General features: G+C 56.7%; 22 protein-coding genes. 18 read left to right on the top strand and 4 right to left on the bottom strand.

The window, feature by feature from the left end; genetic code table 11:
• Positions 1 to 17: 17 nt before the first annotated feature.
• Both rpoB and rpoC read left to right on the top strand, forming a co-directional pair.
• Positions 18 to 4157 carry a DNA-directed RNA polymerase subunit beta gene (gene rpoB, locus Q0899_RS09980; RefSeq protein WP_298299593.1) on the top strand — a complete coding sequence of 1380 codons (4140 nt, stop codon included), beginning with the start codon at positions 18 to 20 and terminating at the stop codon, positions 4155 to 4157.
• A 92-nt stretch (positions 4158 to 4249) separates the two neighbouring features.
• Positions 4250 to 8500: a DNA-directed RNA polymerase subunit beta' gene (gene rpoC, locus Q0899_RS09975; RefSeq protein ID WP_298299590.1), complete on the top strand. Its 4251-nt coding sequence runs from the start codon at positions 4250 to 4252 to the stop codon at positions 8498 to 8500.
• 190 nt (positions 8501 to 8690) lie between these two features.
• On the opposite strand, the gene Q0899_RS09970 is transcribed toward rpoC, so the two are convergent.
• A complete protein-coding gene (locus Q0899_RS09970; protein ID WP_298299588.1) occupies positions 8691 to 8909 on the bottom strand; it encodes a DUF6500 family protein in 219 nt (72 codons plus the stop codon).
• A gap of 57 nt (positions 8910 to 8966) precedes the next feature.
• Entirely contained in the window at positions 8967 to 9992 is a 1026-nt protein-coding gene (locus tag Q0899_RS09965; RefSeq protein ID WP_298299586.1) for a Hint domain-containing protein, read from the bottom strand.
• Between the two features lie 561 nt (positions 9993 to 10553).
• Here Q0899_RS09965 and rpsL point away from each other — a divergent pair.
• From rpsL to Q0899_RS09885, 16 genes are all read left to right on the top strand, one after another.
• On the top strand, positions 10554 to 10925 hold the full coding sequence (rpsL, locus tag Q0899_RS09960; RefSeq protein WP_298299582.1) for a 30S ribosomal protein S12: 372 nt from the start codon (positions 10554 to 10556) through the stop codon (positions 10923 to 10925).
• Between the two features lie 12 nt (positions 10926 to 10937).
• Complete coding sequence (gene rpsG / locus Q0899_RS09955; RefSeq protein WP_298299578.1) at positions 10938 to 11408, top strand: 30S ribosomal protein S7; 471 nt, start codon at positions 10938 to 10940, stop codon at positions 11406 to 11408.
• Positions 11409 to 11423: 15 nt separating this feature from the next.
• Positions 11424 to 13541 (top strand): elongation factor G, encoded by a 2118-nt coding sequence (gene fusA, locus Q0899_RS09950; protein ID WP_298299573.1) that lies wholly within the window; start codon positions 11424 to 11426, stop codon positions 13539 to 13541.
• A gap of 90 nt (positions 13542 to 13631) precedes the next feature.
• Positions 13632 to 14807 carry an elongation factor Tu gene (gene tuf, locus Q0899_RS09945; RefSeq protein WP_299192561.1) on the top strand — a complete coding sequence of 392 codons (1176 nt, stop codon included), beginning with the start codon at positions 13632 to 13634 and terminating at the stop codon, positions 14805 to 14807.
• Positions 14808 to 15904: 1097 nt separating this feature from the next.
• A complete protein-coding gene (gene rpsJ, locus Q0899_RS09940; protein WP_298299556.1) occupies positions 15905 to 16216 on the top strand; it encodes a 30S ribosomal protein S10 in 312 nt (103 codons plus the stop codon).
• Positions 16217 to 16230: 14 nt separating this feature from the next.
• Positions 16231 to 17118, top strand: a complete 888-nt coding sequence (gene rplC / locus Q0899_RS09935; protein ID WP_298299553.1) for a 50S ribosomal protein L3 — start codon at positions 16231 to 16233, stop codon at positions 17116 to 17118.
• On the top strand, positions 17108 to 17728 hold the full coding sequence (gene rplD / locus Q0899_RS09930) for a 50S ribosomal protein L4 (protein ID WP_298299550.1): 621 nt from the start codon (positions 17108 to 17110) through the stop codon (positions 17726 to 17728). The genes rplC and rplD overlap by 11 nt, the downstream gene beginning before the upstream one ends.
• The gene (locus tag Q0899_RS09925; RefSeq protein ID WP_298299548.1) at positions 17725 to 18021 is read left to right on the top strand and encodes a 50S ribosomal protein L23; all 297 of its coding nucleotides are present in this window, start codon (positions 17725 to 17727) and stop codon (positions 18019 to 18021) included. The genes rplD and Q0899_RS09925 overlap by 4 nt, the downstream gene beginning before the upstream one ends.
• Positions 18022 to 18397: 376 nt before the next feature.
• Entirely contained in the window at positions 18398 to 19408 is a 1011-nt protein-coding gene (locus Q0899_RS09920; RefSeq protein WP_299192557.1) for a potassium channel family protein, read from the top strand.
• 250 nt (positions 19409 to 19658) lie between these two features.
• Entirely contained in the window at positions 19659 to 20501 is an 843-nt protein-coding gene (rplB, locus tag Q0899_RS09915; protein ID WP_298299542.1) for a 50S ribosomal protein L2, read from the top strand.
• A gap of 2 nt (positions 20502 to 20503) precedes the next feature.
• Positions 20504 to 20782 carry a 30S ribosomal protein S19 gene (gene rpsS, locus Q0899_RS09910; RefSeq protein ID WP_298299539.1) on the top strand — a complete coding sequence of 93 codons (279 nt, stop codon included), beginning with the start codon at positions 20504 to 20506 and terminating at the stop codon, positions 20780 to 20782.
• A 3-nt stretch (positions 20783 to 20785) separates the two neighbouring features.
• The gene (gene rplV, locus Q0899_RS09905) at positions 20786 to 21166 is read left to right on the top strand and encodes a 50S ribosomal protein L22 (RefSeq protein WP_298299537.1); all 381 of its coding nucleotides are present in this window, start codon (positions 20786 to 20788) and stop codon (positions 21164 to 21166) included.
• Positions 21166 to 21873 (top strand): 30S ribosomal protein S3, encoded by a 708-nt coding sequence (gene rpsC / locus Q0899_RS09900; RefSeq protein ID WP_298299534.1) that lies wholly within the window; start codon positions 21166 to 21168, stop codon positions 21871 to 21873. Before rplV ends, rpsC begins: the two co-directional genes overlap by 1 nt.
• A 14-nt stretch (positions 21874 to 21887) precedes the next feature.
• Positions 21888 to 22301: a 50S ribosomal protein L16 gene (gene rplP / locus Q0899_RS09895; RefSeq protein ID WP_298299531.1), complete on the top strand. Its 414-nt coding sequence runs from the start codon at positions 21888 to 21890 to the stop codon at positions 22299 to 22301.
• A 112-nt stretch (positions 22302 to 22413) separates the two neighbouring features.
• Positions 22414 to 22797 (top strand): hypothetical protein, encoded by a 384-nt coding sequence (locus tag Q0899_RS09890; RefSeq protein ID WP_299192554.1) that lies wholly within the window; start codon positions 22414 to 22416, stop codon positions 22795 to 22797.
• 533 nt (positions 22798 to 23330) lie between these two features.
• Positions 23331 to 23642, top strand: coding sequence for a cupredoxin family copper-binding protein (locus tag Q0899_RS09885; protein ID WP_299192551.1), 312 nt, complete (start codon positions 23331 to 23333; stop codon positions 23640 to 23642).
• A 141-nt stretch (positions 23643 to 23783) separates the two neighbouring features.
• On the opposite strand, the gene Q0899_RS09880 is transcribed toward Q0899_RS09885, so the two are convergent.
• Together Q0899_RS09880 and Q0899_RS09875 are read right to left on the bottom strand one after the other, a co-directional pair.
• Positions 23784 to 24068, bottom strand: coding sequence for a hypothetical protein (locus Q0899_RS09880; RefSeq protein ID WP_299192549.1), 285 nt, complete (start codon positions 24066 to 24068; stop codon positions 23784 to 23786).
• 86 nt (positions 24069 to 24154) lie between these two features.
• Positions 24155 to 24775, bottom strand: a complete 621-nt coding sequence (locus tag Q0899_RS09875; protein ID WP_299192547.1) for a TIGR02466 family protein — start codon at positions 24773 to 24775, stop codon at positions 24155 to 24157.
• Positions 24776 to 24795 lie beyond the last annotated feature (20 nt).

The following is a 24795-nucleotide window of genomic DNA, read 5'->3' as shown; positions in this document are numbered from 1 at the left end:
GAAAGGCGACTACGAGCATGGCTCAGACATATGTTGGTCAAAAACGCATCCGCAAATATTTCGGCAAAATCCGCGAAGTGCTGGAAATGCCGAACCTTATTGAAGTTCAAAAGTCCTCCTACGACCTGTTCCTGAAATCCGGCGACCAGCTGGAGCCGATGGACGGCGAAGGCATCAAAGGTGTTTTCCAATCGGTTTTCCCGATCAAGGATTTCAACGAAACCGCCATTCTTGAGTTCGTGAAATACGAGCTGGAAGAACCCAAATACGACGTCGAGGAATGTCAGCAACGCGACATGACCTACAGCGCGCCACTGAAAGTGACGCTGCGCCTGATCGTGTTTGATATCGACGAAGACACCGGCGCCAAGTCGGTCAAAGACATCAAAGAGCAAGACGTCTTCATGGGCGACATGCCGTTGATGACGCCAAACGGGACGTTCGTTGTGAACGGCACCGAGCGTGTGATCGTTTCCCAGATGCACCGCTCCCCCGGCGTGTTCTTCGACCACGACAAAGGCAAAACCCATTCCTCCGGCAAATTGCTGTTTGCTTGCCGCATTATTCCCTATCGCGGCTCGTGGTTGGACTTCGAATTCGACGCCAAAGACGTGGTCTTTGCGCGGATCGACCGTCGTCGGAAACTGCCTGTCTCCACCCTGCTGTATGCGCTGGGTCTGGACCAAGAGCAGATCATGGACGCCTATTACGACACCGTGACCTTCAAGGCCGCGAAGAAAGGTGGCTGGTCCACCAAGTTCTTCCCTGAGCGGATCAAAGGCACCAAGCCTGCGGCTGACATCATCGACGCCAAGACCGGCGAAGTCATTGCCGAAGCTGGCAAAAAGGTCACTCCACGCGCCGTGAAGGCGATGGTCGACGGCGGCAAAATCAACGACATCCTGCTGCCGTTTGAGGGCATCATCGGGCGCTTTGTTGCGCGAGACATGATCAACGAAGAGACCGGTGAGATCTGGGTTGAAGCCGGTGACGAGCTGACATGGGAGCTGGACAAAAAGGGCGAAGAGGTTGTTGGTGGTACGCTGAAAACCCTTGTTGATAACGGCGTTAAGGAAATTCCCGTCCTCGACATCGACAACATCAACGTAGGCCCTTACATCCGCAACACAGTCGCCGTGGACAAGAACTTTGGCCGCGACACCGCGTTGATGGATATCTACCGCGTCATGCGTCCGGGCGAGCCGCCCACCGTTGAAGCGGCGTCGGCTCTGTTTGACACGCTGTTCTTCGACAGCGAGCGCTACGACCTGTCCGCTGTTGGCCGCGTGAAGATGAACATGCGCCTTGATCTGGATGCCGAAGACACCGTGCGCACGCTGCGCAAGGAAGACATCGTCGCCTGTATCAAAGCGCTGGTCGACCTGCGTGATGGCCGTGGCGACATCGACGACATTGACCATTTGGGCAACCGTCGCGTGCGCTCCGTTGGCGAGCTGATGGAAAACCAGTATCGCGTGGGCCTTCTGCGTATGGAGCGCGCGATCAAAGAGCGTATGTCTTCGGTCGAGATCGACACTGTCATGCCGCAAGACCTGATCAACGCGAAACCAGCGGCTGCTGCCGTGCGTGAATTCTTTGGCTCCTCGCAGCTGTCGCAGTTCATGGACCAAACTAACCCGTTGTCGGAAGTGACGCATAAACGTCGCCTTTCTGCGCTTGGGCCAGGTGGTCTGACACGTGAGCGTGCGGGCTTTGAGGTGCGCGACGTGCACCCAACCCACTACGGCCGCATGTGTCCGATTGAAACGCCGGAAGGGCCGAACATTGGTCTGATCAACTCGCTGGCGACCTTTGCCCGCGTGAACAAATATGGCTTCATCGAAACGCCATACCGCAAAGTGGTCGACGGCCAAGTGACTGACGAAGTGCACTACATGTCGGCGACAGAAGAGATGCGTCACACCGTGGCGCAGGCGAACGCGAACCTTGATGAGAACATGAAATTCGTCAACGATCTGGTGTCGACGCGCCAGTCGGGCGAATACATGCTGCAATCGAACGCGAATGTTGACCTGATCGACGTCTCGCCCAAGCAGTTGGTCTCGGTCGCGGCGTCGCTGATCCCGTTCCTTGAGAATGACGATGCGAACCGGGCCTTGATGGGCTCGAACATGCAACGTCAGGCGGTTCCATTGCTGCAAGCCGATGCACCGTTTGTGGGCACAGGCATTGAAGGCGTGGTTGCCACGGACTCTGGCGCTGCAATCCAGGCGAAACGCGGCGGTATCATCGACCAGGTCGATGCGCAGCGTATCGTTGTGCGGGTTACGGATGATCTGGAACCCGGCGATCCGGGCGTGGACATCTATTCCCTGCGCAAATTCCAGCGTTCGAACCAAAACACCTGCATCAACCAGCGTCCGCTGGTGAAAGTGGGCGGCGTTGTGTCTGCTGGCGAAGTGATCGCTGACGGTCCATCGACCGATATGGGTGAGCTGGCGCTCGGTAAAAACGTGCTCGTCGCGTTTATGCCTTGGAACGGCTACAACTATGAGGACTCGATCCTGATCTCCGAGCGCATCGCGCGTGACGACGTGTTTACCTCGATCCATATCGAGGAATTCGAAGTCGCCGCCCGTGACACCAAGCTTGGGCCAGAGGAAATTACCCGCGACATTCCAAACGTTGGTGAAGAAGCGCTGCGCAACCTCGACGAGGCGGGCATCGTTTACATCGGTGCGGATGTTGAGCCGGGCGACATTCTGGTCGGTAAGATCACACCAAAAGGCGAAAGCCCGATGACGCCGGAGGAGAAATTGCTTCGTGCGATCTTTGGTGAGAAAGCATCCGACGTGCGCGACACCTCGTTGCGTGTGAAACCGGGTGACTTTGGCACCGTCGTGGAAGTGCGTGTCTTCAACCGCCACGGCGTTGAGAAAGACGAGCGGACCGTTCAGATCGAGCGTGAAGAAGTTGAGCGTCTGGCGCGTGACCGTGACGACGAGATGGCCATTCTGGACCGCAACATCTACGCCCGTCTGCAAGGCATGCTGCTTGGCAAGAAGGCTGTGAAAGGTCCGAAAGGCGTGAAGCCTAATTCGGAAATCAACGCCGAATTGCTGGAAATGCTGACCCGTGGTCAGTGGTGGCAGCTTGCACTGGCAGAAGAGACGGAAGCCGCTGCGGTCGAAGCCCTCAACAGCCAGTACGAAGCGCAAAAGCGTGCTCTGGAAGCGCGTTTCGAGGATAAGGTCGAGAAAGTCCGCCGCGGGGACGACTTGCCACCGGGCGTGATGAAAATGGTCAAGGTTTTCGTGGCTGTGAAGCGCAAGCTGCAGCCCGGTGACAAAATGGCCGGCCGTCACGGCAACAAAGGGGTTATCTCCAAAGTTGTGCCGATGGAGGACATGCCGTTCCTTGAGGACGGGACCCCGGTCGATTTCTGTCTGAACCCGCTGGGTGTGCCGTCGCGTATGAACGTGGGGCAAATTCTGGAAACGCACATGGGTTGGGCCGCACGTGGTCTGGGTCTGAAAATCGACGACGCTTTGGATGATTTCAAACGCACCGGCGATAGCCAGCCCGTCCGTGACGCTCTGCAGCACGCTTATGGTGACGAAACGTATAACGACGCGTTCGGCAACATGATCGAAGCTGACATGATTGAGTCCGCTGAGGCCGTCCGCAAGGGCGTGCCGATTGCGACGCCGGTCTTTGATGGTGCGAAGGAAAGCGACGTGAACGAGGCTTTGGCGAAAGCTGGCTTCGACACATCCGGTCAGTCGGTGCTTTACGATGGCCGCACAGGCGAGCAGTTCGCCCGCCCTGTGACGGTCGGCGTGAAGTACTTGCTGAAACTGCACCACCTTGTGGACGACAAAATCCACGCGCGTTCCACTGGGCCTTACTCGCTCGTTACGCAGCAACCTCTGGGTGGTAAAGCCCAGTTCGGCGGCCAGCGTTTCGGGGAGATGGAAGTCTGGGCACTGGAAGCCTATGGCGCGGCTTACACCTTGCAAGAGATGCTGACTGTGAAGTCGGACGATGTTGCGGGTCGGACGAAAGTCTACGAGTCGATCGTCAAGGGCGAGGACAATTTCGAGGCCGGTATCCCGGAATCGTTCAACGTGCTTGTGAAAGAAGTCCGGGGCCTCGGCCTCAACATGGAACTCCTGGATGCGGAGGATGAGGAATAGGGGGCCAAAGTCTCGAAGAGACTTTGGAGGCAGAGTTTCGGTGAAACTCTGCGCCCCTCCCCACCCAAACGTCCCAATTCAAGGAATTGAAAATGAACCAGGAACTGACAACCAACCCGTTTAACCCGGTCACGCCACCGAAGACCTTTGATGAAATCAAAGTCTCCTTGGCCTCGCCAGAGCGGATCCTCTCGTGGTCCTACGGCGAAATCAAAAAGCCGGAAACCATCAACTACCGCACGTTCAAGCCAGAGCGTGACGGCCTGTTCTGCGCACGTATCTTTGGCCCGATCAAAGACTACGAATGTCTCTGCGGCAAATATAAGCGCATGAAATATCGCGGTGTTGTCTGCGAGAAATGCGGTGTCGAAGTCACGCTGCAAAAGGTCCGTCGTGAGCGTATGGGCCATATCGAATTGGCTGCTCCAGTCGCGCACATCTGGTTCCTCAAGTCGCTTCCATCCCGGATTGGCCTGATGCTGGACATGACGCTGCGCGATCTGGAACGTATTCTCTATTTCGAGAACTACGTGGTGATTGAGCCCGGCCTGACTGACCTGACCTACGGCCAATTGATGAACGAGGAAGAATTCCTCGACGCGCAAGACGCTTACGGCATGGACGCGTTCACCGCCAATATCGGTGCCGAAGCGATCCGCGAAATGCTGGCGGCGATTGATCTGGAAGCGGAAGCCGAGCAGCTGCGCGAAGACCTTGCGGAAGCCACTGGTGAGCTGAAGCCCAAGAAGATCATCAAGCGTCTGAAGCTGGTCGAGAACTTCCTTGAGTCGGGCAACCGTCCGGAATGGATGGTTCTGACTGTCGTACCAGTGATCCCGCCAGAACTGCGCCCTCTGGTGCCGCTGGATGGTGGTCGTTTCGCGACGTCCGACCTGAACGACCTTTATCGCCGTGTGATCAACCGGAACAACCGTCTCAAGCGCCTGATCGAGCTGCGTGCGCCCGATATCATCGTGCGGAACGAGAAGCGGATGCTTCAGGAATCCGTGGATGCGCTGTTTGACAACGGCCGTCGCGGCCGGACCATCACGGGTGCCAACAAGCGTCCGCTGAAATCGCTGTCCGACATGCTGAAAGGCAAGCAAGGCCGCTTCCGTCAGAACCTTTTGGGTAAGCGCGTCGACTTCTCTGGCCGTTCCGTCATTGTGACGGGGCCGGAACTGAAGCTGCACCAATGTGGCCTGCCCAAGAAGATGGCGTTGGAGCTGTTTAAGCCGTTCATCTATTCGCGTTTGGAGGCCAAAGGGCTTTCCAGCACCGTGAAACAGGCGAAGAAACTGGTCGAAAAAGAACGTCCCGAAGTATGGGATATCTTGGACGAGGTTATCCGCGAACACCCGGTCATGCTGAACCGTGCGCCGACCTTGCACCGTCTTGGCATTCAGGCGTTCGAACCTGTGCTGATCGAAGGCAAAGCCATTCAGCTGCACCCGCTGGTCTGTTCGGCCTTTAACGCTGACTTTGACGGTGACCAGATGGCGGTCCACGTACCGCTGAGCCTTGAGGCGCAGCTGGAAGCCCGCGTTCTGATGATGTCCACGAACAACGTGCTGTCGCCTGCCAACGGCGCGCCGATTATTGTGCCGTCGCAGGATATGATCCTTGGCCTCTACTACATCTCGATGGAGCGTGAGGGCATGGTTGGTGAAGGCATGGTCTTCTCTGACGTGGAAGAAGTGCAGCACGCGCTGGACTCCGGCATGGTGCATCTGCACGCCAAGATCCAGGCCCGCCTGCCGCAGATCGACGAAGAAGGCAACGAAGTGATGACCCGCTTCGAAACCACACCTGGCCGTCTGCGTCTGGGTGCATTGCTGCCTCTGAACGCGAAAGCGCCGTTTGAGCTGGTGAACCGCTTGCTTCGTAAGAAGGAAGTGCAGCAGGTGATCGACACGGTCTACCGCTACTGCGGACAGAAAGAGTCCGTCATCTTCTGTGACCAGATCATGACCATGGGCTTCCGTGAGGCGTTCAAGGCCGGTATCTCGTTCGGTAAGGACGACATGCTGATCCCTGACACCAAATGGCCCATCGTGGATGGCACGCGCGAGCAGGTTAAAGAGTTCGAGCAGCAATACATGGACGGCCTGATCACCCAAGGTGAGAAGTACAACAAGGTGATCGATGCCTGGTCGAAATGTAACGACCAAGTCACCGACGCCATGATGTCTTCGATCTCCAGCACTGGCCGCGACGAGGCTGGCGCTGAGAAAGAGCCGAACTCCGTCTACATGATGGCCCATTCCGGTGCGCGTGGCTCGGTCACCCAGATGAAACAGCTGGGCGGTATGCGTGGTCTGATGGCCAAGCCGAATGGCGAGATCATCGAGACGCCGATCATCTCGAACTTTAAGGAAGGTCTGACCGTTCTTGAGTACTTCAACTCCACCCACGGGGCCCGGAAGGGTCTGTCGGACACGGCGCTGAAGACGGCGAACTCGGGCTATCTGACCCGTCGTCTGGTTGACGTGGCGCAGGATTGCATCGTGCGTATGCATGACTGTGGTACCGAGAACTTCATCAACGCCTCTTCGGCGGTGAATGACGGCGAAGTGGTCTCCTCCATCGGGGAACGTCTGCTGGGCCGGACGGCTGCTGAGGACATTCTTGTTCCCGGCACCGACGAGGTTCTGGTGGCGCGTGACGAGCTGATTGACGAGCGGAAAGCGGATGCGATTGACGCCGCCGACATTCCAAACGCCAAGATGCGCTCGCCGTTGACCTGTGAGGCCGAAGAAGGCGTCTGCGCCATGTGTTACGGTCGTGACCTTGCACGTGGTACGCTGGTCAACACCGGTGAAGCTGTCGGCATCATCGCCGCTCAGTCCATTGGTGAGCCCGGCACGCAGCTGACGATGCGGACCTTCCACATCGGCGGCGTTGCCCAAGGTGGCCAACAGTCCTTCCTTGAAGCTAGCCAAGAGGGCAAGGTTGCGTTTGAAAACGCCTCCATCCTCGAGAATGCGGCTGGTGAAAAGGTGGTGATGGGCCGCAATATGCAGCTGACCATCACAGACGCCAACGGCACAGAACGCGCCCGCCACAAGATCGGCTACGGTTCCAAACTGCATGTCAAAGACAAAGCCAAAGTGTCTCGCGGCGACAAGCTGTTTGAATGGGATCCCTACACCCTGCCCATTATCGCGGAAAAAGACGGTAAGGCCCGTTTCGTGGATCTGATCTCCGGCATCGCCGTGAAGGACGAAACCGATGATGCGACCGGCATGACCCAGAAGATCGTGGTCGACTGGCGTGCGGCTCCGAAAGGCAATGACCTCAAGCCTGAGATCATCCTTGAGGATGAAAAGGGCGAGCCTGTGCGTCTCGACAATGACAACCCGGCGAAATACCCGATGTCTGTCGACGCCATCCTGTCCATCGAAGATGGCCAGGACGTCAAAGCTGGTGACGTGGTTGCACGTATCCCGCGTGAGGGTGCCAAAACCAAGGACATCACCGGTGGTCTGCCTCGGGTTGCGGAACTGTTTGAAGCCCGTCGTCCGAAAGACCACGCGATCATCGCCGAGATTGATGGGTATGTGCGCTTCGGCAAGGACTACAAGAACAAGCGTCGCATCGCGATTGAGTCGTCCGATGATCCGGATCACAAGGTCGAGTACATGGTGCCGAAGGGCAAGCACATCCCGGTTGCGGAAGGTGATTTTGTCCAGAAGGGCGACTACATCATGGACGGCAACCCTGCGCCGCATGACATCCTGTCCATCATGGGTGTCGAGGCCTTGGCTGACTACATGATCGACGAAGTTCAGGACGTCTACCGCCTGCAAGGTGTGAAGATCAACGACAAGCATATCGAAGTGATCGTCCGCCAGATGCTGCAGAAATGGGAGATCAGCGCGTCTGGTCAAACCACTCTGCTCAAGGGCGAGCACGTTGATAAGGCCGAGTTTGATGCCGCCAACGAGAAGGCAATCGCACGCGGGCATGAGCCTGCGCAGGGTGAGCCGATCTTGCTGGGGATCACCAAAGCGTCCTTGCAGACACGCTCGTTCATCTCGGCGGCGTCCTTCCAGGAGACCACGCGGGTTCTGACCGAGGCGTCCACGCAAGGTAAGCGTGACAAGCTGATCGGCCTGAAAGAGAACGTGATCGTGGGTCGTCTGATCCCAGCGGGCACTGGCGGGGCAACTCAACAGATGCGCAAGATTGCCGTAGATCGCGACAATGTGGTGATTGAGGCTCGGAAAGCCGAGGCTGAGGCGGCGCTTGCTTTGGCCGCTCCTGAAGAGGGTCTGGGTGACGTCAGCAGCGTCTCGGAAGATCTGCTGGTCGACACACCTGAAGAGAGCCGCGACGAGTAAGCTGCGCTCTGACACGAATTGAATGAGCCCCGCAGGTCAAACTGCGGGGCTTTTTCGTTTTCCGCCGTCGCACGGAGTATCTGACTTTGGCAAATGGTCGAATGCCAAGGAAGCAAGGCGCGCGTGGTGTCACACAAGCATCCCTGAGCGGCAGAGTGACAGAAAACCAACTAGGCGAAGCTGCGGTTGCTCAAACGTCTGAGCTGATCATTTCCCGGATTTTCACCGCCTTCTCAAAGTGATCAAGCTGATGCGTTTTGATCCACCATTCGGCGGCTTCCATCAGCAATTCCGGATCGTCGTTCTTGTTGGCGAAAAATGCATAGAACGAAAGGCCTACTTTTTCGCCCTTCTTGGCAATCTTGTCATTGCAGATATCGATTGCCTTTGCTCTGAGGGAGGATCTCATGACTGTTGTTTTGATCTTCTTTCCAAGAGGTCTGGCGAAGGCGCGAGTTGTGCTGGGCTAGGCGTCCAGGTAGTCGCGTATAACCTTGGCACCCGGGCCGCCGATGCAGGGCAAAGCGGTTACGGTGTCGTTGGCGTCCAATTCCGGGAACAGCCCCAACAACTCGGCGCGCGTTTCGCGTCCCAATGCATGCATGGCCATTTCGCCTGGGAAGAAACTTTCCGAGAGGGCGCCATTGGCTTCGATGATCTCGTGTTTTGCGAACATGAGATGGACGTAGGTAACCTGCTCGCTAGGAGCACGGGTAACGCCTTCCATCCCGACAAGATGGATGGCGGGGACCAGAACAGCCTCCTCCGAGAAGAGCAGTTCGGCCGCAGCACCCGAGATCAGCATACGGTGTTGGGGAGATACGAGCAGATCATGCGTATTTCCCAGCACGCCCTTGGCGATGCAGACGGGGGCCATCTTGTCATCCGCCGGCACAGTTGTGGAGCCTGCCCAAACGACGCGCGCGGCGGGGTTGGATTGGGTCCAGACAAGGCTGTCTTCGTCGAGATCTTCCACGGCAACCGGCCCATTTGGTGTCCGGATCATGGTGCCTGCGGCAAAGCAGGGGATAAAATCTTCGTAGTCGCTATCGCCGTTATTGGACCCAGACGTTTTGACGTATTTGACACCCGGCACAAGGAAGTCGTCGGTCGCAAAGCCCCAAACGTCCTCAAAATCGCCCCCTTTGGAAAACACGGTCAGGCGGATCGTTGGGCCGGTCTCGTTGCCGTTGGCATCAAGAGCGCGCAGAAAGATGATGGATTCCGATTCAACCTGCGTGCCGGCGGGCACCAGCCCGCCGCCGTCAATGATGGAATGGTTGTTGACGTCATCGTCTTCGAACACGTCGGGATCGCCGCCGGTGTCGTCGACAACCACGTCTTGCCTGCCAAAGCCGGACTGGAATTCGAAGATCGTGCCGTTTGGCGTGCTTGAGTTGTTGATGATCGGGCTTCCAGCAGGGCGGAAGGGGGAGTCGTCGGTAACGATCAATGCCTCGCTATCAAAGACCAACAGATTTCTAGCGACCATGGGGCAGCTCCCGGAGTAATGTCACGCGACCTCAGTAGTGAGACCGCTTTGACCCATCATATAACGTGCATTTGCCGATTGTGGCGGGGAAAAGGCAAGCGAAAGCAGCGTTTCCATATCGGAAACAGTTGGTGAAATATTTTGAAAACAATAGGTTAAGGGCCTGCGGAAACTCGCCGGTGCGGATGAGGCGATAAGAATGTCGTGATTTTGCCGCAATTCGCTTCAGAAAGAGGCATTTTTTAGACGCGATTGCCGCGCGATGCCCCCACCAAATTTTCGAAGTGGCGCAGGCTGTTGACACCCCACCCGAACCCTTCTAGTAAGCGCGCAATCAACACGGGGTACGCCCGTGATGTATTCAAAATTTAAGTGGTCAAGTTCATCGGCGCCTTTAGCCCTGAACCTCTGTAGCTCCACCGCTCGGATCCCAGGTAGGGAAACCCGTTGCGGGTCTTTGTGTTTGCGGACGCGCGAACGCCCAAACGAAAGGCTCGCAAGAGCAACCGACATAGCGGGGCGCATGCCCCAAAGAAGAAAGCAAACAAGGGGAAATCCTGAATGCCAACGATCCAACAGCTGATCCGCAAGCCGCGTCAGCCAAAGCGTAAGACCTCGAAGTCGCTGCACCTTGAGCAATGCCCACAGAAGCGTGGCGTTTGCACTCGTGTGTACACAACCACACCTAAGAAGCCGAACTCCGCTATGCGGAAAGTTGCGAAGGTTCGCCTGACCAACGGGTTCGAGGTGATTTCCTACATTGGTGGTGAAAGCCACAACCTGCAAGAGCACTCTGTTGTTCTGATCCGCGGCGGTCGTGTGAAAGACCTTCCGGGTGTCCGTTACCACATCCTGCGTGGTGTGTTGGATACCCAAGGCGTCAAAGACCGTAAGCAACGCCGTTCGAAATACGGCGCGAAGAAGCCTAAGTAAGGAAGAGATCAGATGTCACGTCGTCACGCCGCCGAGAAGCGCCAAGTTTTGCCAGACGCCAAGTTTGGTGACACTGTCCTGACCAAATTCATGAACAACCTGATGATCGACGGCAAAAAATCCGCCGCCGAGCGCATCGTCTACAACGCCTTTGACCGCGTTGAGGACAAGCTGAAGAAAGCCCCAGTGGAAGTGTTCCACGAGGCACTTGAGCTGATCAAGCCATCCGTCGAAGTGCGTTCGCGCCGCGTCGGTGGTGCGACTTATCAGGTCCCCGTTGAAGTGCGCCCCGAGCGCCGCGAAGCATTGGCCATCCGCTGGCTGATCAAAGCGGCCCGCGCCCGCAACGAAAACACGATGGAAGAACGCCTTGCAGGTGAATTGATGGATGCCGTCAACTCCCGCGGCTCGGCCGTTAAGAAACGTGAAGATACCCACAAAATGGCCGACGCGAACAAAGCGTTCAGCCACTACCGCTGGTAAGAGGAACGCAAAGCAATGGCACGCGAATATCCACTCGACCGCTATCGTAACTTCGGCATCATGGCTCACATCGATGCCGGTAAGACGACCTGTTCGGAACGCATCCTGTATTACACTGGTAAAGAGCACAACATCGGCGAAGTGCACGATGGTGCGGCGACCATGGACCACATGGAGCAAGAACAAGAGCGCGGAATTACGATCACGTCCGCTGCGACCACTACGTTCTGGGAGCGTACAGAAGATGGCGAAACGCCTGACTCTGAAAAGCACCGCATGAACATCATCGACACCCCCGGCCACGTGGACTTCACCATTGAAGTTGAGCGTTCGCTGGCGGTTCTCGATGGCGCGGTGTGCGTTCTTGACGCAAACGCTGGTGTTGAGCCACAGACCGAAACCGTTTGGCGCCAAGCCGACCGTTACAAAGTCCCACGTATGGTCTTTGTGAACAAAATGGACAAAATCGGCGCCGACTTCTTCAACTGCGTCAAGATGATTGAAGAGCGCACAGGTGCGGTTGCTGTGCCTGTTGGCATTCCAATCGGCGCTGAAACAGAGCTGGAAGGCCTGTTGGACCTCGTCACCATGGAAGAGTGGCTGTGGCAGGGTGAAGATCTGGGCGCGTCCTGGACCAAAGCTCCGATCCGCGACAGCCTGAAAGACATGGCCGACGAATGGCGCAACAAGCTGGTCGAAGCTGCTGTTGAGCAGGACGACGACGCGATGATGGAATATCTCGAAGGCAACGAGCCTGACGTTCCAACACTGCGCAAGCTGATCCGCAAGGGCACATTGGCCATGGCATTCGTGCCTGTGCTGGGTGGCTCCGCGTTCAAGAATAAAGGCGTTCAGCCTTTGCTCAACGCTGTTGTTGATTATCTGCCGTCCCCGCTGGACGTCGTTGACTACATGGGCTTCAAACCCGGCGATGAAGACGAAGTTCGCAACATTGCGCGTCGTGCAGACGACGACATGGCGTTCTCCGCTCTGGCCTTTAAAATCTGGAATGACCCGTTCGTCGGCTCGCTGACATTCACACGGATCTATTCCGGTAAGCTGGAAAAGGGCGACACGTTCCTGAACTCGACCAAAGGCAAGAAAGAGCGCGTTGGTCGCATGATGATCATGCACTCCAACGACCGTGACGAGATCACCGAAGCTTTTGCTGGTGACATCATCGCGCTGGGCGGCCTGAAGGACACCACAACCGGTGACACGCTTTGCGCCGTCAACGACCCGGTGGTTCTGGAAACGATGACCTTCCCCGATCCAGTGATCGAGATCGCGGTCGAGCCCAAAACCAAGGGCGACCAAGAGAAGATGGGCATCGCGCTGCAGCGTCTGTCGGCTGAGGATCCGTCCTTCCGGGTGGAAACTGATATCGAAAGCGGTCAGACCATCATGAAGGGCATGGGCGAATTGCACCTCGACATTCTTGTCGACCGCATGAAGCGCGAGTTCAAAGTGGAAGCCAATATCGGTGCGCCTCAGGTGGCATATCGTGAGACGATCTCCAAAGAGGTTGAGCACACATATACCCACAAGAAGCAATCCGGTGGTTCTGGTCAGTTCGGTGAGGTCAAACTCATCATCACTCCGACCGAGCCTGGCGAAGGTTATTCGTTCGAGAGCCGCATCGTTGGTGGTGCTGTTCCGAAGGAATATATCCCGGGCGTCGAAAAAGGCATCAACTCGGTCATGGACAGCGGCCCACTGGCTGGCTTCCCGGTGATCGACTTCAAGGTGGCCCTGATCGACGGTAAGTTCCACGATGTTGACTCCTCCGTCCTCGCATTCGAGATCGCTGCACGTATGTGCATGCGTGAAGGCATGCGTCTGGCTGGTGCGAAGCTGCTGGAACCGATCATGAAGGTCGAAGTGATTACACCGGAAGAATACACCGGCGGCATCATTGGCGACCTGACATCGCGTCGTGGCCAAGTTCAGGGTCAAGACACCCGCGGCAACGCCATTGCGATTGACGCTCAGGTGCCACTGGCCAACATGTTCGGCTACATCAACACCTTGCGGTCGATGTCGTCGGGGCGTGCGAACTTCACCATGCAGTTCGGCCATTACGAAGCTGTTCCGTCGAACATCTCCGAAGAAATCCAAGCGAAATTTGCTTAACGGTGTGGCGGGGTGAACCCCGCCCTACCACCCACCCCGTAGGGCGGGGTTCACCCCGCCGCCCGCACAAGAAAAAACAAGGAGGCCATCATGGCTAAGGAAAAGTTTGAACGCACGAAACCGCACGTGAACATCGGCACGATTGGTCACGTTGACCACGGCAAGACGACGCTGACTGCGGCGATCACGAAGTATTTTGGCGACTTCAAAGCGTATGACCAGATTGACGGCGCGCCTGAAGAAAAAGCGCGCGGGATCACCATCTCGACGGCGCACGTTGAGTATGAGACCGAGACCCGCCACTACGCCCACGTTGACTGCCCCGGCCACGCCGACTACGTCAAGAACATGATCACCGGTGCCGCCCAGATGGACGGCGCGATCCTGGTTGTGAACGCCGCTGACGGCCCAATGCCCCAGACCCGCGAGCACATCCTGCTGGGCCGCCAGGTTGGCATCCCGAAGATGGTCGTGTTCATGAACAAAGTGGACCAGGTTGACGACGAAGAGCTGCTTGAGCTGGTGGAAATGGAAATCCGCGAGCTGCTGTCCTCCTACGAGTATCCAGGCGACGACATCCCGATCATTGCGGGCTCCGCTCTGGCGGCGATGGAAGGCAACAACCCTGAGATCGGCGAAGAGAAGATCAAGGAACTGATGGCCGCTGTTGACGACTACATCCCGACGCCAGAGCGCGCCGTGGATCAGCCGTTCCTGATGCCTGTGGAAGATGTGTTCTCGATCTCGGGTCGCGGCACGGTTGTGACCGGTCGTGTCGAGCGTGGCGTGATCAACGTCGGCGAAGAGATCGAAATCGTGGGCATCCGCGACACCGCGAAAACCACCTGCACGGGCGTTGAAATGTTCCGCAAACTGCTGGATCGCGGCGAAGCTGGCGACAACATCGGCGCGCTCTTGCGCGGCATCGACCGTGACGGCGTTGAGCGCGGTCAGGTTCTGTGCAAGCCGGGTTCGGTGACCCCGCACACGAAGTTCGAGGCCGAGGCGTATATCCTGACCAAGGAAGAGGGTGGCCGCCACACGCCATTCTTCGCCAACTACCGCCCGCAGTTCTACTTCCGCACGACGGACGTGACCGGCACGGTTCAGCTGCCATCGGGCACCGAGATGGTGATGCCCGGCGACAACCTGAAGTTCGACGTCGAACTGATCGCGCCGATCGCCATGGAGCAAGGCCTGCGCTTCGCGATCCGCGAAGGCGGCCGGACTGTGGGTGCCGGTGTTGTGTCCAAAATCACGGAGTGATTTAGGACATCAACACCAGTGTGCGGCAGGTTGCTTTCTTCTTGGAGAAAGTGACCGAGAGCAGCACTACGGTTGAAATAGAGAAGGCCGTCTCCGAAAGGAGGCGGCCTTTTTAGCTACATATTTGATGCTGAGACTATTATGAATCTGCGGATACGAATCGTAAAATTAAGCATTTCTTGAAGAATTTATTTGGAGAACCGATGTACCCTGTCAGTCTGGGATACCCTGAAGTCGTCAAAAGACTAGATGCACTCACAAAAAATGAACACCACGCAGAGGCGTTGTTAGCTTCCGTTTTTGCGATGGAGAAAACTATGCGTCGGTCACTAAGGTTCTGCGCTCTAAATAGGGGTTTTATTTCAAAGCAGTGTGACGCGCTTCTTAAGAATAAGGGGTTTCATGACCTCGTAGCTTTATGGCCGGTTTTTGAGAGAGAGCATCGGACGCTACCCGATTTCTTAGGCAATCAGGTTTGGCAGCACATTCCAGAAGCGGTCCGTATGCGCAACAAGATGGTTCATGGTGCAAGGGTTTTTGACTTGGACGTCTGTCGCAACAAAGTGCTTGCCGTCCGTGCTGGGATAGATGGTTTGAGATCTAGATCTATTGCTGAACTAGGGTGTGACCCTTGGATCGCGTTGCCTGGAAAACGAAAGTCGGATCTGAACTGGCTAGAGTTACGACAGAACAGAGCGCACGTTATTGCCTGATGTCTCCAGACTAGAAATGGTGTAAGTTCTCCCCCAGCCCGGAACCAAGCCGAAGGCGCCGGGCATCGCTAGACCGCCCGACAGGGCTGGCGATTTGGCTACCATAAGCGCGCCATATGAATGGAAGATGTACTTGGCCTCAATAAAGCCCTGCAGAACGTCACTTAGCTCGCCACCCCGCGGTCTGGCGATGCCCGGCTGATCTCCAGCATTTATTACCCGAAAAGGTGTTGCGACTCTCTACAACCCTGTCTATACGCACCCTACGGAACAGGGGTACGCACGCGTGCCCCTCTTTATGTTCCGCCATAAGACGCGACGAGGGGCTCGGATGAGCCGATCTCCTCCAATCCGTTGAGACCTCTCTCAAGAGGGATATGTGTAATGGCACAAAGCCAAAACATTCGCATCCGCCTGAAGGCGTTTGACTACCGGGTTCTGGATGCATCTACCCAAGAGATCGTAAACACCGCAAAGCGCACCGGCGCTGACGTGCGTGGCCCGATCCCGCTTCCAAACAAGATCGAGAAATTCACCGTTCTGCGTGGCCCACACGTGGACAAGAAATCTCGTGACCAGTTCGAAATCCGCACGCATAAGCGTCTGCTGGATATCGTCGACCCAACTCCGCAGACTGTGGACGCGCTGATGAAGCTCGACCTTGCTGCCGGCGTTGACGTCGAAATTAAAGTTTAAAGGAGGGCTTACGTATGTTGCGCTCCGGTGTAATTGCGAAGAAGGTCGGCATGACCCGCCTCTTCATGGAAGACGGCAAGCAGGTTCCTGTGACCGTTCTTCAACTCGACAAGCTGGAAGTTGTCGCTCAGCGTACTGCTGAGAAAGACGGCTACACAGCGGTTCAGCTTGGTGCTGGCACAGCGAAAGCGAAACGCACATCCAAAGCGATGCGCGGTCACTTTGCAGCCGCCAAGGTTGAGCCAAAGCGTAAGGTCGCTGAATTCCGCGTTGCGGAAGAGAACCTGATCCCCGTTGGCGAAGAAATCATCGCGGCCCATTACTTTGAAGGCCAGTTTGTTGATGTTGCCGGTACGTCGATCGGTAAAGGCTTTGCCGGTGCGATGAAGCGTCACAACTTTGGGGGCCTTCGCGCGACCCACGGTGTGTCGATCTCCCACCGTTCGCACGGCTCCACCGGTCAGTGTCAGGATCCGGGCAAGGTGTTCAAAGGCAAGAAAATGGCCGGTCACATGGGTGCTGCCCGTGTTACCACGCAGAACCTGCAGGTTGTGAAGACTGACACGGCTCGTGGCCTGATCATGATCAAAGGCGCCGTTCCCGGCTCCAAAGGTGGCTGGGTCACTGTTAAAGACGCGGTGAAAAAGCCGTTGTCCGAGAACACCCTGTTCCCCGCTGGTCTGGCTTCCGCCGCCAAAGAAGCTGAGAAAGCCGCTGAAGAAGCCGCAGCAGCAGCCGCTGCTGAAGCAGAAGCCGCCGCAGCCGCAGCAGCGGAAGAGCAAGCCGCACAAGAAGCCGCCGCATTGGCTGAAGCAGAAGCGTCCATCCAGGCCGATCAGGCCGAGGGCGATGCTCCTGAAGCAGATGCAGCCCCAGAAGGAGACAAGTCCGATGAAAGCTGATGCCATCAAACTCGACGGCAAGAAGGCTGGCTCGGTTGAGCTGTCTGACGCCATCTTCGGCCTGGAGCCACGTGCGGACATTCTGCACCGTGTGGTCCGTTGGCAGCGCAACAACGCGCAGGCCGGCACCCACAAGGTGAAGACCCGTTCCGAGGTGAACTATTCCACCAAGAAGATCTATCGCCAGAAGGGCACCGGCGGCGCACGTCACGGCGCGCGGTCTGCTCCGATCTTCCGCGGTGGTGGTGTCTACAAAGGCCCGACGCCACGTAGCCACGGCCATGATCTGCCCAAGAAGGTCCGCAAGCTGGGCCTGATGCACGCGCTGTCGGCGAAAGCCAATGCGGGTGAGCTGGTGATCCTGGACAACATCGACGTCAAGGACGTAAAAACCAAGGCTCTGGCCGCTCAGGTCAAAGAGCTGGGTTGGAAGCGCGCCCTGATCATCGATGGTGCCGAAGTGAACGCGGAATTTGCGCAAGCTGCCCGCAATATCAATGGGTTGGACATTCTGCCGACGATGGGCGCGAACGTGTTCGACATCCTGAAACGCGACACTTTGGTCATCACCAAAGCCGGTCTGGAAGCATTGGAGGCTCGTCTGTCATGAGCGCTAAAGCTGAACATTACGACGTGATCCGCAAGCCGATCATCACCGAGAAAGCAACCATGGCATCGGAAGCCAACGCGGTTGTGTTCGAAGTGTCGATCGAGGCCAACAAACCACAGATCAAAGAGGCGGTTGAAAACCTCTTTGGCGTGAAGGTCAAAGCGGTCAACACCACGATTACAAAGGGTAAATCCAAGCGGTTCCGGGGCCAGCTCGGCAAACGTAAGGACGTCAAGAAGGCGTATGTGACCCTTGAAGAGGGCAACACAATCGACGTCTCGACTGGCCTTTAAGCCTCGCGGCGGGGTGAACCCCGCCCTACGGAAATTGCAAAGAACCCGGCCCGGAAATGGGTCGGGTTTTTTCGTTTCTGAAAGGTTAATCGGTGCGTACAGGGGTGTTTTGGTGGGGTAGGGGCTGGACCCATAGAAATAAGGGTTAACAGGCCGATTTCGGCTGAAAACCGGCGTACACAATGCGTACACAGGCTGTACACACCCTGTACCGACACGCGCGGGGAAGATCGTGGTTAATGGGGTGATGGATTACTGCGCGGTTAACAGCGCGTAGCGCCCGCGCATCGCCAGACCGTTACCGGCAGGGCATCGCAGATGCCCGAGAGGCGGCCCCACGGGCTGGCGATTTGGTTGGTCTTGGTGCGTCGCTGATATGGAAGATGTGCTTGGCGAGGATAAAGCTCTGCAGAACTGCCCTCAGATCGCCATCCCCCGGTCCGGCGATGCCCGGCTATTGAATTCATGTGCTGTGTGCTTAGCTGCAAGAAGACTAGATCACGGCCAATTTGCTAGGCTGAAGGAAACGCCTTTGTCAAAAATCGACTTCTCAAAGCCCATAACCTGGGGTCTAATTTATGTGTTAACAGTATTTGCGTTCGGGTTCTTGTACTACCTCCTTCAAGGACTTTCGAAACCTGTATCGTTTTGGGAGGCGCAGTACTTCAGCGTTGTGACTATCACGACCCTAGGCTACGGCGACATTTCACCCTCAAAAAGCTTAGCCATGATTTTTACTGCATCCGAAGTTTTGCTAGGAGTATTATTGCTTGGGTTGTTTTTGTTTAGGCTTACGTCTGATCTCGCCGTGGGTGTTCGACAGGAAGAACAAAAGATTGCGCTTCGACAAAAGTGGAAGCCCAAGTTTGAAGAGCATATTCGTACGAATTTTTCTGAAGAACTTAGGTCAGACGTAATCATTCGCGATGTGAAGCGCGTGGATGAATACCCAGAGTTAGAAGAAAACCAAACCGGCATTTCGCCTTGGTTTAGGCTTAGCTTGGTTGGAACTTACCATCGAGGAATCCTCGTTGGTTTTCAGTGGAATAACCTAGTCTCGTTGGACGACGGTCGCTTCCGTGTTCATGATCCACTAAAATTAGACAAAGATGATGATGAAGTGAGGGAAAACTCTGTCAAGGTGCTCAAGATTGGAAGGATCCCGTTTGAGAACATTGAAGACGTGGATTTCGGGGGCGACGAATACTACGGATATCCACATATTTATTGCCACTTCTCAAACAAGAATGAGCCTTATGAAAAAGTGAGTTTTTGTACTAGACGGCAACTTTTTCCTGACAGCTTGCCCTATTACACGGAGGTGGCAGATGCGGAGGCTGTTCGTCTGGCAAGTTTGTCGGCAGGCGTGGAGAAGCCATACGTTTGATGTCGGTCTCTGCACCAATAAATCGCCAACCTTGCCTGCGCTGTAAAGTATCGAGTTATGTCTTGACCCCACACCCCCTCCAACCTAAACACCCCCATCGGCACAGCCCCAGATTCGTCTGGGGCTTTGTTGTTGCGCGGATGGCGGGGTGAACCCCGCCCTACGGGCAAAACACATCGGGGACCTCAGGGGCCCTATACACATATAGGTTGGGATGCGTCCCGACCACTTACAACGGAAGACAGAAAGCATGGCACTTAAGTCGTATAAGCCGACGACGCCAGGCCAACGTGGGTTGGTTCTGATCGACCGTTCGGAACTTTGGAAAGGCCGTCCGGTCAAATCCCTTACCGAGGGTTTGACGAAAAGCGGTGGCCGGAACAATACCGGGCGGATCACGATGCGTCGCATTGGTGGGGGCGCGAAACGCCTTTACCGTATCGTCGATTTCAAACGCAACAAGATGGACGTTCCAGCGACCGTCGAGCGCATTGAATATGACCCGAACCGGACAGCCTTCATTGCGCTGATCAAATATGAAGATGGCGAGCAGGCCTATATCCTTGCTCCGCAACGCCTGGGCGTTGGCGACACCATCATCTCTACCGCGAAAGCCGACGTGAAGCCGGGCAACGCGATGCCGTTCTCGGGCCTTCCTATCGGGACAATCATCCACAACATCGAACTCAAGCCAGGCAAGGGCGGGCAAATCGCACGTGCCGCTGGTACGTATGCGCAGTTCGTTGGTCGTGACGGTGGTTACGCGCAAATCCGCCTTTCCTCGGGCGAGCTGCGCCTCGTGCGTCAGGAATGCATGTGCACCGTTGGTGCCGTGTCGAACCCCGACAATTCAAACCAGAACTTTGGTAAAGCGGGCCGCAACCGCCACAAGGGCATCCGCCCGTCTGTGCGTGGTGTTGTGATGAACCCGATCGACCACCCGCATGGTGGTGGTGAAGGCCGGACCTCTGGTGGTCGTCACCCGGTTACCCCTTGGGGCAAACCGACCAAAGGTGCCAAGACCCGTAACAAGAAAAAAGCATCGTCGAAGCTCATCCTGCGTTCGCGTCATGCTAAGAAGAAGGGGCGTTAGACATGTCTCGTTCAGTATGGAAAGGCCCTTTTGTCGACGCGCATGTGTTGAAAAAGGCCGAAGCGTCCAAGGAATCTGGCCGCAACGAAGTTATCAAAATCTGGTCGCGCCGCTCGACGATCCTGCCCCAGTTCGTGGGCCTGACGTTTGGCGTCTACAACGGCAAGAAACACATCCCAGTCAACGTGTCTGAAGACATGATCGGTCAGAAGTTCGGCGAATATAGCCCGACCCGCACCTATTATGGCCACGCCGCTGACAAAAAAGCGAAGAGGAAGTAAGCCATGGGTAAGGAAAAAAACGCCCGCCGCGTGGCTGATAACGAGGCAATGGCAAAGCTGCGCATGCTTCGGACCTCCCCGCAGAAACTGAACCTCGTGGCTCAGCTGATCCGTGGCAAGAAGGTGGACCGCGCTTTGGCCGACCTGACGTTTTCGAAGAAGCGCATCTCGGACGACGTGAAGAAATGCCTTCAGTCCGCGATTGCCAACGCCGAGAACAACCACAACCTGGACGTGGACGAGCTGATCGTGGCGGAAGCCTATGTCGGCAAGAACCTGACGATGAAACGCGGACGCCCCCGTGCCCGTGGCCGGTTCGGCAAGATCGTCAAGCCGTTTTCAGAACTGACAATCCTGGTGCGCCAGGTTGAGGAGCAAGCATAATGGGTAACAAAGTAAACCCGATCGGTATGCGCCTGCAGGTCAACCGCACCTGGGACAGCCGTTGGTACGCGAACTCCGCCGACTTTGGTGATCTTCTGCTGGAAGACATCAAAATGCGCGAGTTCATCAACAAAGAGTGCAAGCAAGCCGGCATCAGCCGTGTGATCATCGAGCGTCCGCACAAGAAGTGCCGCGTCACGATCCACACCGCCCGCCCGGGCGTCATCATCGGCAAAAAAGGCGCCGACATTGAAGGCCTGCGCAAGAAGCTGGCCGCGTTCACCGACAGCGAGCTGCACCTCAACATCGTTGAAGTGCGCAAGCCCGAACTGGACGCCGCATTGGTTGGCGAAAGCATTGCACAGCAGCTGGAACGCCGTGTGTCCTTCCGCCGCGCGATGAAACGTGCCGTACAAAACGCCATGCGTATGGGGGCCCTGGGTATCCGGGTGAACCTTGCGGGTCGTCTTGGCGGCGCCGAGATCGCCCGGACCGAATGGTACCGCGAAGGCCGCGTGCCTTTGCACACGCTGCGTGCCGATATCGATTACGCACATGTCGAAGCGATGACTGCCTATGGCATCATCGGGATCAAGACCTGGATCTTCAAAGGCGAGATCATGGAACACGATCCACAGGCACGTGACCGTAAAGCCCAGGAACTCCAAGACGGCCCAACACCTCGCGGTGCTGGCGGCCGCCGCTAAAGGAGGGCATTTAGATGCTACAACCAAAACGCACTAAATTCCGCAAGATGCACAAAGGTCGGATCAAAGGTCAGGCGAAGGGCGGGTCCGACCTGAACTTCGGCACCTATGGTCTGAAAGCCACCGAGCCGGAGCGCATCACCGCGCGCCAGATCGAGGCTGCCCGTCGTGCGATGACACGTCACATGAAACGCCAAGGCCGCGTGTGGATCCGGATCTTCCCGGACCTGCCCGTCACCTCGAAGCCTATCGAAGTTCGTATGGGTAAGGGTAAAGGCTCTGTCGATTTCTGGGCCTGCAAAGTCAAACCCGGCCGCATGATGTTCGAGATCGATGGCGTCAACGACGACATCGCCCGCGAAGCCCTGCGTCTGGCCGCGATGAAGCTGCCTATTAAGACGCGTGTTGTTGTACGCGAGGATTGGTAAATCCACGCGTACAGTGTGCGGCAGGTGATTTTCGCTTAGGCGAAAATCACCGAGAGCAGCACCCGGTAGAAGTTATGACCCCCTCCGTGCTAAGCGGTGGGGGTTATTTTTTATGGTGAGACAAACATTGAAAATATTTAGATCACGGTATGTGGTTATCCTATTATTGATAGTCGGTGGAGTTGCTTTTGTAACACTTCCAATTTTTGATGCGGGGGAGCGCGTTCGCGAACCATTGGAAGGAACTGCACTGGCTCTGAAAAAGGTTTCTGCTCAATGCGAAATTGAAGTCGAAGACTTTGCGAGAACAACAGGAACTGATTTTCAACTTGGTGCTGCAAGCTCCTTTTGTTTGTGCGTTTCAGCAGAACTGTTGCTTGGGTTTGGACAAGATCAAGACGCGATCAATGCTGCCGACGCATTGATTTCGAACCCCGATATTCTTCGCGCCATAATTCGGTTGGAAGATTCAGGTAATAGCTGTCGAGCGAATTGACTGCATTTTTGAAGTTGGAGTGTTTTGGGCAGGCTGGGCTCGTCATCAACCTAGGGCCGCGCCCGACCTGGGGGGCGTTTGCAACGCTCCTTCAGTGCTTCACTCCACGAAGCACTCACGTCATGCATTCCTCTTATGCCCCAACAACACGCCCTCCGGGGGGAGGTCGGGCGTGGCCCGGCGATGCCGGGCAAGAAGGTCTGTATGATCGCAACCTTGAGCCATTCCTAGTTTGCCCCCAAGCCGGGCGTCGGCGGACCGGGGGATGGCGATCTGACGCTCTTTCGACCGCGCTTTATCCCAGCCAAGCACATCTTCCGTTCATGCGCTGTGCCAAGACCAACCAAATCGCCAGCCCGTGGGGCGGTCTGACGATGCCTGGCGCCTTCGGCTTGATTCCGGGCGCATCCGGAAAATTACCCCCAAACCGAATAAATCCGCCGCCACATGCGTTACCATTATGAGACGCAAAGCTCATAGACCCAAAAACAGCCGCTTTGTGAGAGGCGGTGATTAGAAAAAGGACAGTGTACATGACCCTTAAAACCATCCTCGCCGCCGCGGCTCTTTTGGCCACGACCTCTCTGGCTCAGGCTGCAGACCACACGGTGACCATCACGGGCTTCAGTTTCCAGCCGGCCAACCTGACCATCGCCGCTGGCGATACGGTGACCTTCGTGAACAAGGACGGCGCGCCGCATACTGCCACGGCCAAGCGCGGTGGCTTTGACACCGGGAACCTGTCGCGCGGCAAAACCGCGAAGATCACCTTTGCGAGCGCGGGCAGCTTTGCCTATTTCTGCAAAATTCACCCCAGCATGACCGGATCAATCAAGGTGAATTGAGGGCGGGGCCTCTGCCCTTGCCATCCCCGCGGAAGAGGGGGCCTTGCAATCAAAAGTGCGTAAACTCTTCGTTGTTCCCGCCTTCGCGGGAATGACGGGCCGAAGCCTCTAATGGCAAACCCTGCGCTCTGACGTGACCCGTCACCAGCCTGATGTGCGACGAACTATCTTACGTCGTGGCTGCGGGGTCGGTTTGGCCACCACCTCCTCCGGTTCAGCGGCTGCTATCACCGGCTTTTGGAAACCGGAGCCGCGATTGATTTTCACACCATGGCGTGCGCCGGTTTGGTCGGCGGGCTGCGCGGTATCGGCAGAGCCCGACAGGGTCAAAATCCGAGGTCCAGCTGTGTCAGTTTCGGCAATGACGGGACCGGCCGCCAAAGCGGTGGCCAGAATGACTGCGGAGATGTGGCGTGCGGTTTCCATGCAGGGGAAGGTGACAGAAAGGCCGGTAACACAGAAATCACGTTGTCGAGGGGGCTAGGCAACTGCCCCGCGCTCAACGGGTCATGTCATGACCAATTGTAATTGAAACTTACCGACACGCGATCATGCTCTGACATATTCATCGACACCTCGTGCCTTAGCCAGCTTTCCCACAGCAGCACGTCGCCGACCTCTGGCGCGACATAGATGAACTGCCGCATCTCCTCGCGCGCGTCTTGCAGGCGGGCAGGGGCAGCCATCATCATTTGGCTGCGCGGATCCTCGAACTTGATGGCCGACGCATCAGACGGCATCGCCACATAGGTGGTGCCCGACACCACCGAATGCGGGTGGATGTGGGAGGTGTGGATGCCGCCCTCGGGGAGGATGTTGATCCAGATGTCTTCCAGCTTCAGCTTGCGCCCGTCGAGATCAAACTGCGCGTCCTTGGCGAAGGCGGCGACGTGCTTGTCGAGCACCTTCACAAGGTCCTTGAAGATCGGAAACCGCCACGGCAGGTCGGTCAGGGAGGCGTAGGAGGTGTAGCCCGGAAAGCCTTCGCGTTCGCACCAATCCTGGCCGGCCTCATCATCCTCGGCAATCGCGAGGCAGGAGTTTTCCAACTCCTCGGCGTCGATGGGTTTGCCATGCGCGGACAGCGCGGCGCGATACAGACGGGTGACGAAGAGGGAAGAGATGTGTGTCATTGCAGCCTTGGCCAGTTTGA

The organism is uncultured Litoreibacter sp., assembly GCF_947501785.1.
GTDB lineage: Bacteria > Pseudomonadota > Alphaproteobacteria > Rhodobacterales > Rhodobacteraceae > Litoreibacter.
This window is presented reverse-complemented; position numbering and strand designations above follow the sequence as displayed.

Bases quoted from the DNA above. Each gene is read 5' to 3' on its own strand.
- tuf (WP_299192561.1), top strand. From the start codon at position 13,632: ATGGCTAAGGAAAAGTTTGAACGCACGAAACCGCACGTGAACATCGGC.
- Q0899_RS09970 (WP_298299588.1), bottom strand. From the start codon at position 8,909: ATGAGATCCTCCCTCAGAGCAAAGGCAATCGATATCTGCAATGACAAG.
- rpoC (WP_298299590.1), top strand. From the start codon at position 4,250: ATGAACCAGGAACTGACAACCAACCCGTTTAACCCGGTCACGCCACCG.
- Q0899_RS09880 (WP_299192549.1), bottom strand. From the start codon at position 24,068: ATGGAAACCGCACGCCACATCTCCGCAGTCATTCTGGCCACCGCTTTG.
- rpsG (WP_298299578.1), top strand. From the start codon at position 10,938: ATGTCACGTCGTCACGCCGCCGAGAAGCGCCAAGTTTTGCCAGACGCC.
- Q0899_RS09885 (WP_299192551.1), top strand. From the start codon at position 23,331: ATGACCCTTAAAACCATCCTCGCCGCCGCGGCTCTTTTGGCCACGACC.
- Q0899_RS09965 (WP_298299586.1), bottom strand. From the start codon at position 9,992: ATGGTCGCTAGAAATCTGTTGGTCTTTGATAGCGAGGCATTGATCGTT.
- Q0899_RS09925 (WP_298299548.1), top strand. From the start codon at position 17,725: ATGAGCGCTAAAGCTGAACATTACGACGTGATCCGCAAGCCGATCATC.
- rplP (WP_298299531.1), top strand. From the start codon at position 21,888: ATGCTACAACCAAAACGCACTAAATTCCGCAAGATGCACAAAGGTCGG.
- fusA (WP_298299573.1), top strand. From the start codon at position 11,424: ATGGCACGCGAATATCCACTCGACCGCTATCGTAACTTCGGCATCATG.
- rplB (WP_298299542.1), top strand. From the start codon at position 19,659: ATGGCACTTAAGTCGTATAAGCCGACGACGCCAGGCCAACGTGGGTTG.
- rplC (WP_298299553.1), top strand. From the start codon at position 16,231: ATGTTGCGCTCCGGTGTAATTGCGAAGAAGGTCGGCATGACCCGCCTC.
- rpsJ (WP_298299556.1), top strand. From the start codon at position 15,905: ATGGCACAAAGCCAAAACATTCGCATCCGCCTGAAGGCGTTTGACTAC.
- rplV (WP_298299537.1), top strand. From the start codon at position 20,786: ATGGGTAAGGAAAAAAACGCCCGCCGCGTGGCTGATAACGAGGCAATG.
- rplD (WP_298299550.1), top strand. From the start codon at position 17,108: ATGAAAGCTGATGCCATCAAACTCGACGGCAAGAAGGCTGGCTCGGTT.
- Q0899_RS09890 (WP_299192554.1), top strand. From the start codon at position 22,414: ATGGTGAGACAAACATTGAAAATATTTAGATCACGGTATGTGGTTATC.
- rpsS (WP_298299539.1), top strand. From the start codon at position 20,504: ATGTCTCGTTCAGTATGGAAAGGCCCTTTTGTCGACGCGCATGTGTTG.
- rpoB (WP_298299593.1), top strand. From the start codon at position 18: ATGGCTCAGACATATGTTGGTCAAAAACGCATCCGCAAATATTTCGGC.
- rpsC (WP_298299534.1), top strand. From the start codon at position 21,166: ATGGGTAACAAAGTAAACCCGATCGGTATGCGCCTGCAGGTCAACCGC.
- rpsL (WP_298299582.1), top strand. From the start codon at position 10,554: ATGCCAACGATCCAACAGCTGATCCGCAAGCCGCGTCAGCCAAAGCGT.
- Q0899_RS09875 (WP_299192547.1), bottom strand. From the start codon at position 24,775: ATGACACACATCTCTTCCCTCTTCGTCACCCGTCTGTATCGCGCCGCG.
- Q0899_RS09920 (WP_299192557.1), top strand. From the start codon at position 18,398: ATGGAAGATGTGCTTGGCGAGGATAAAGCTCTGCAGAACTGCCCTCAG.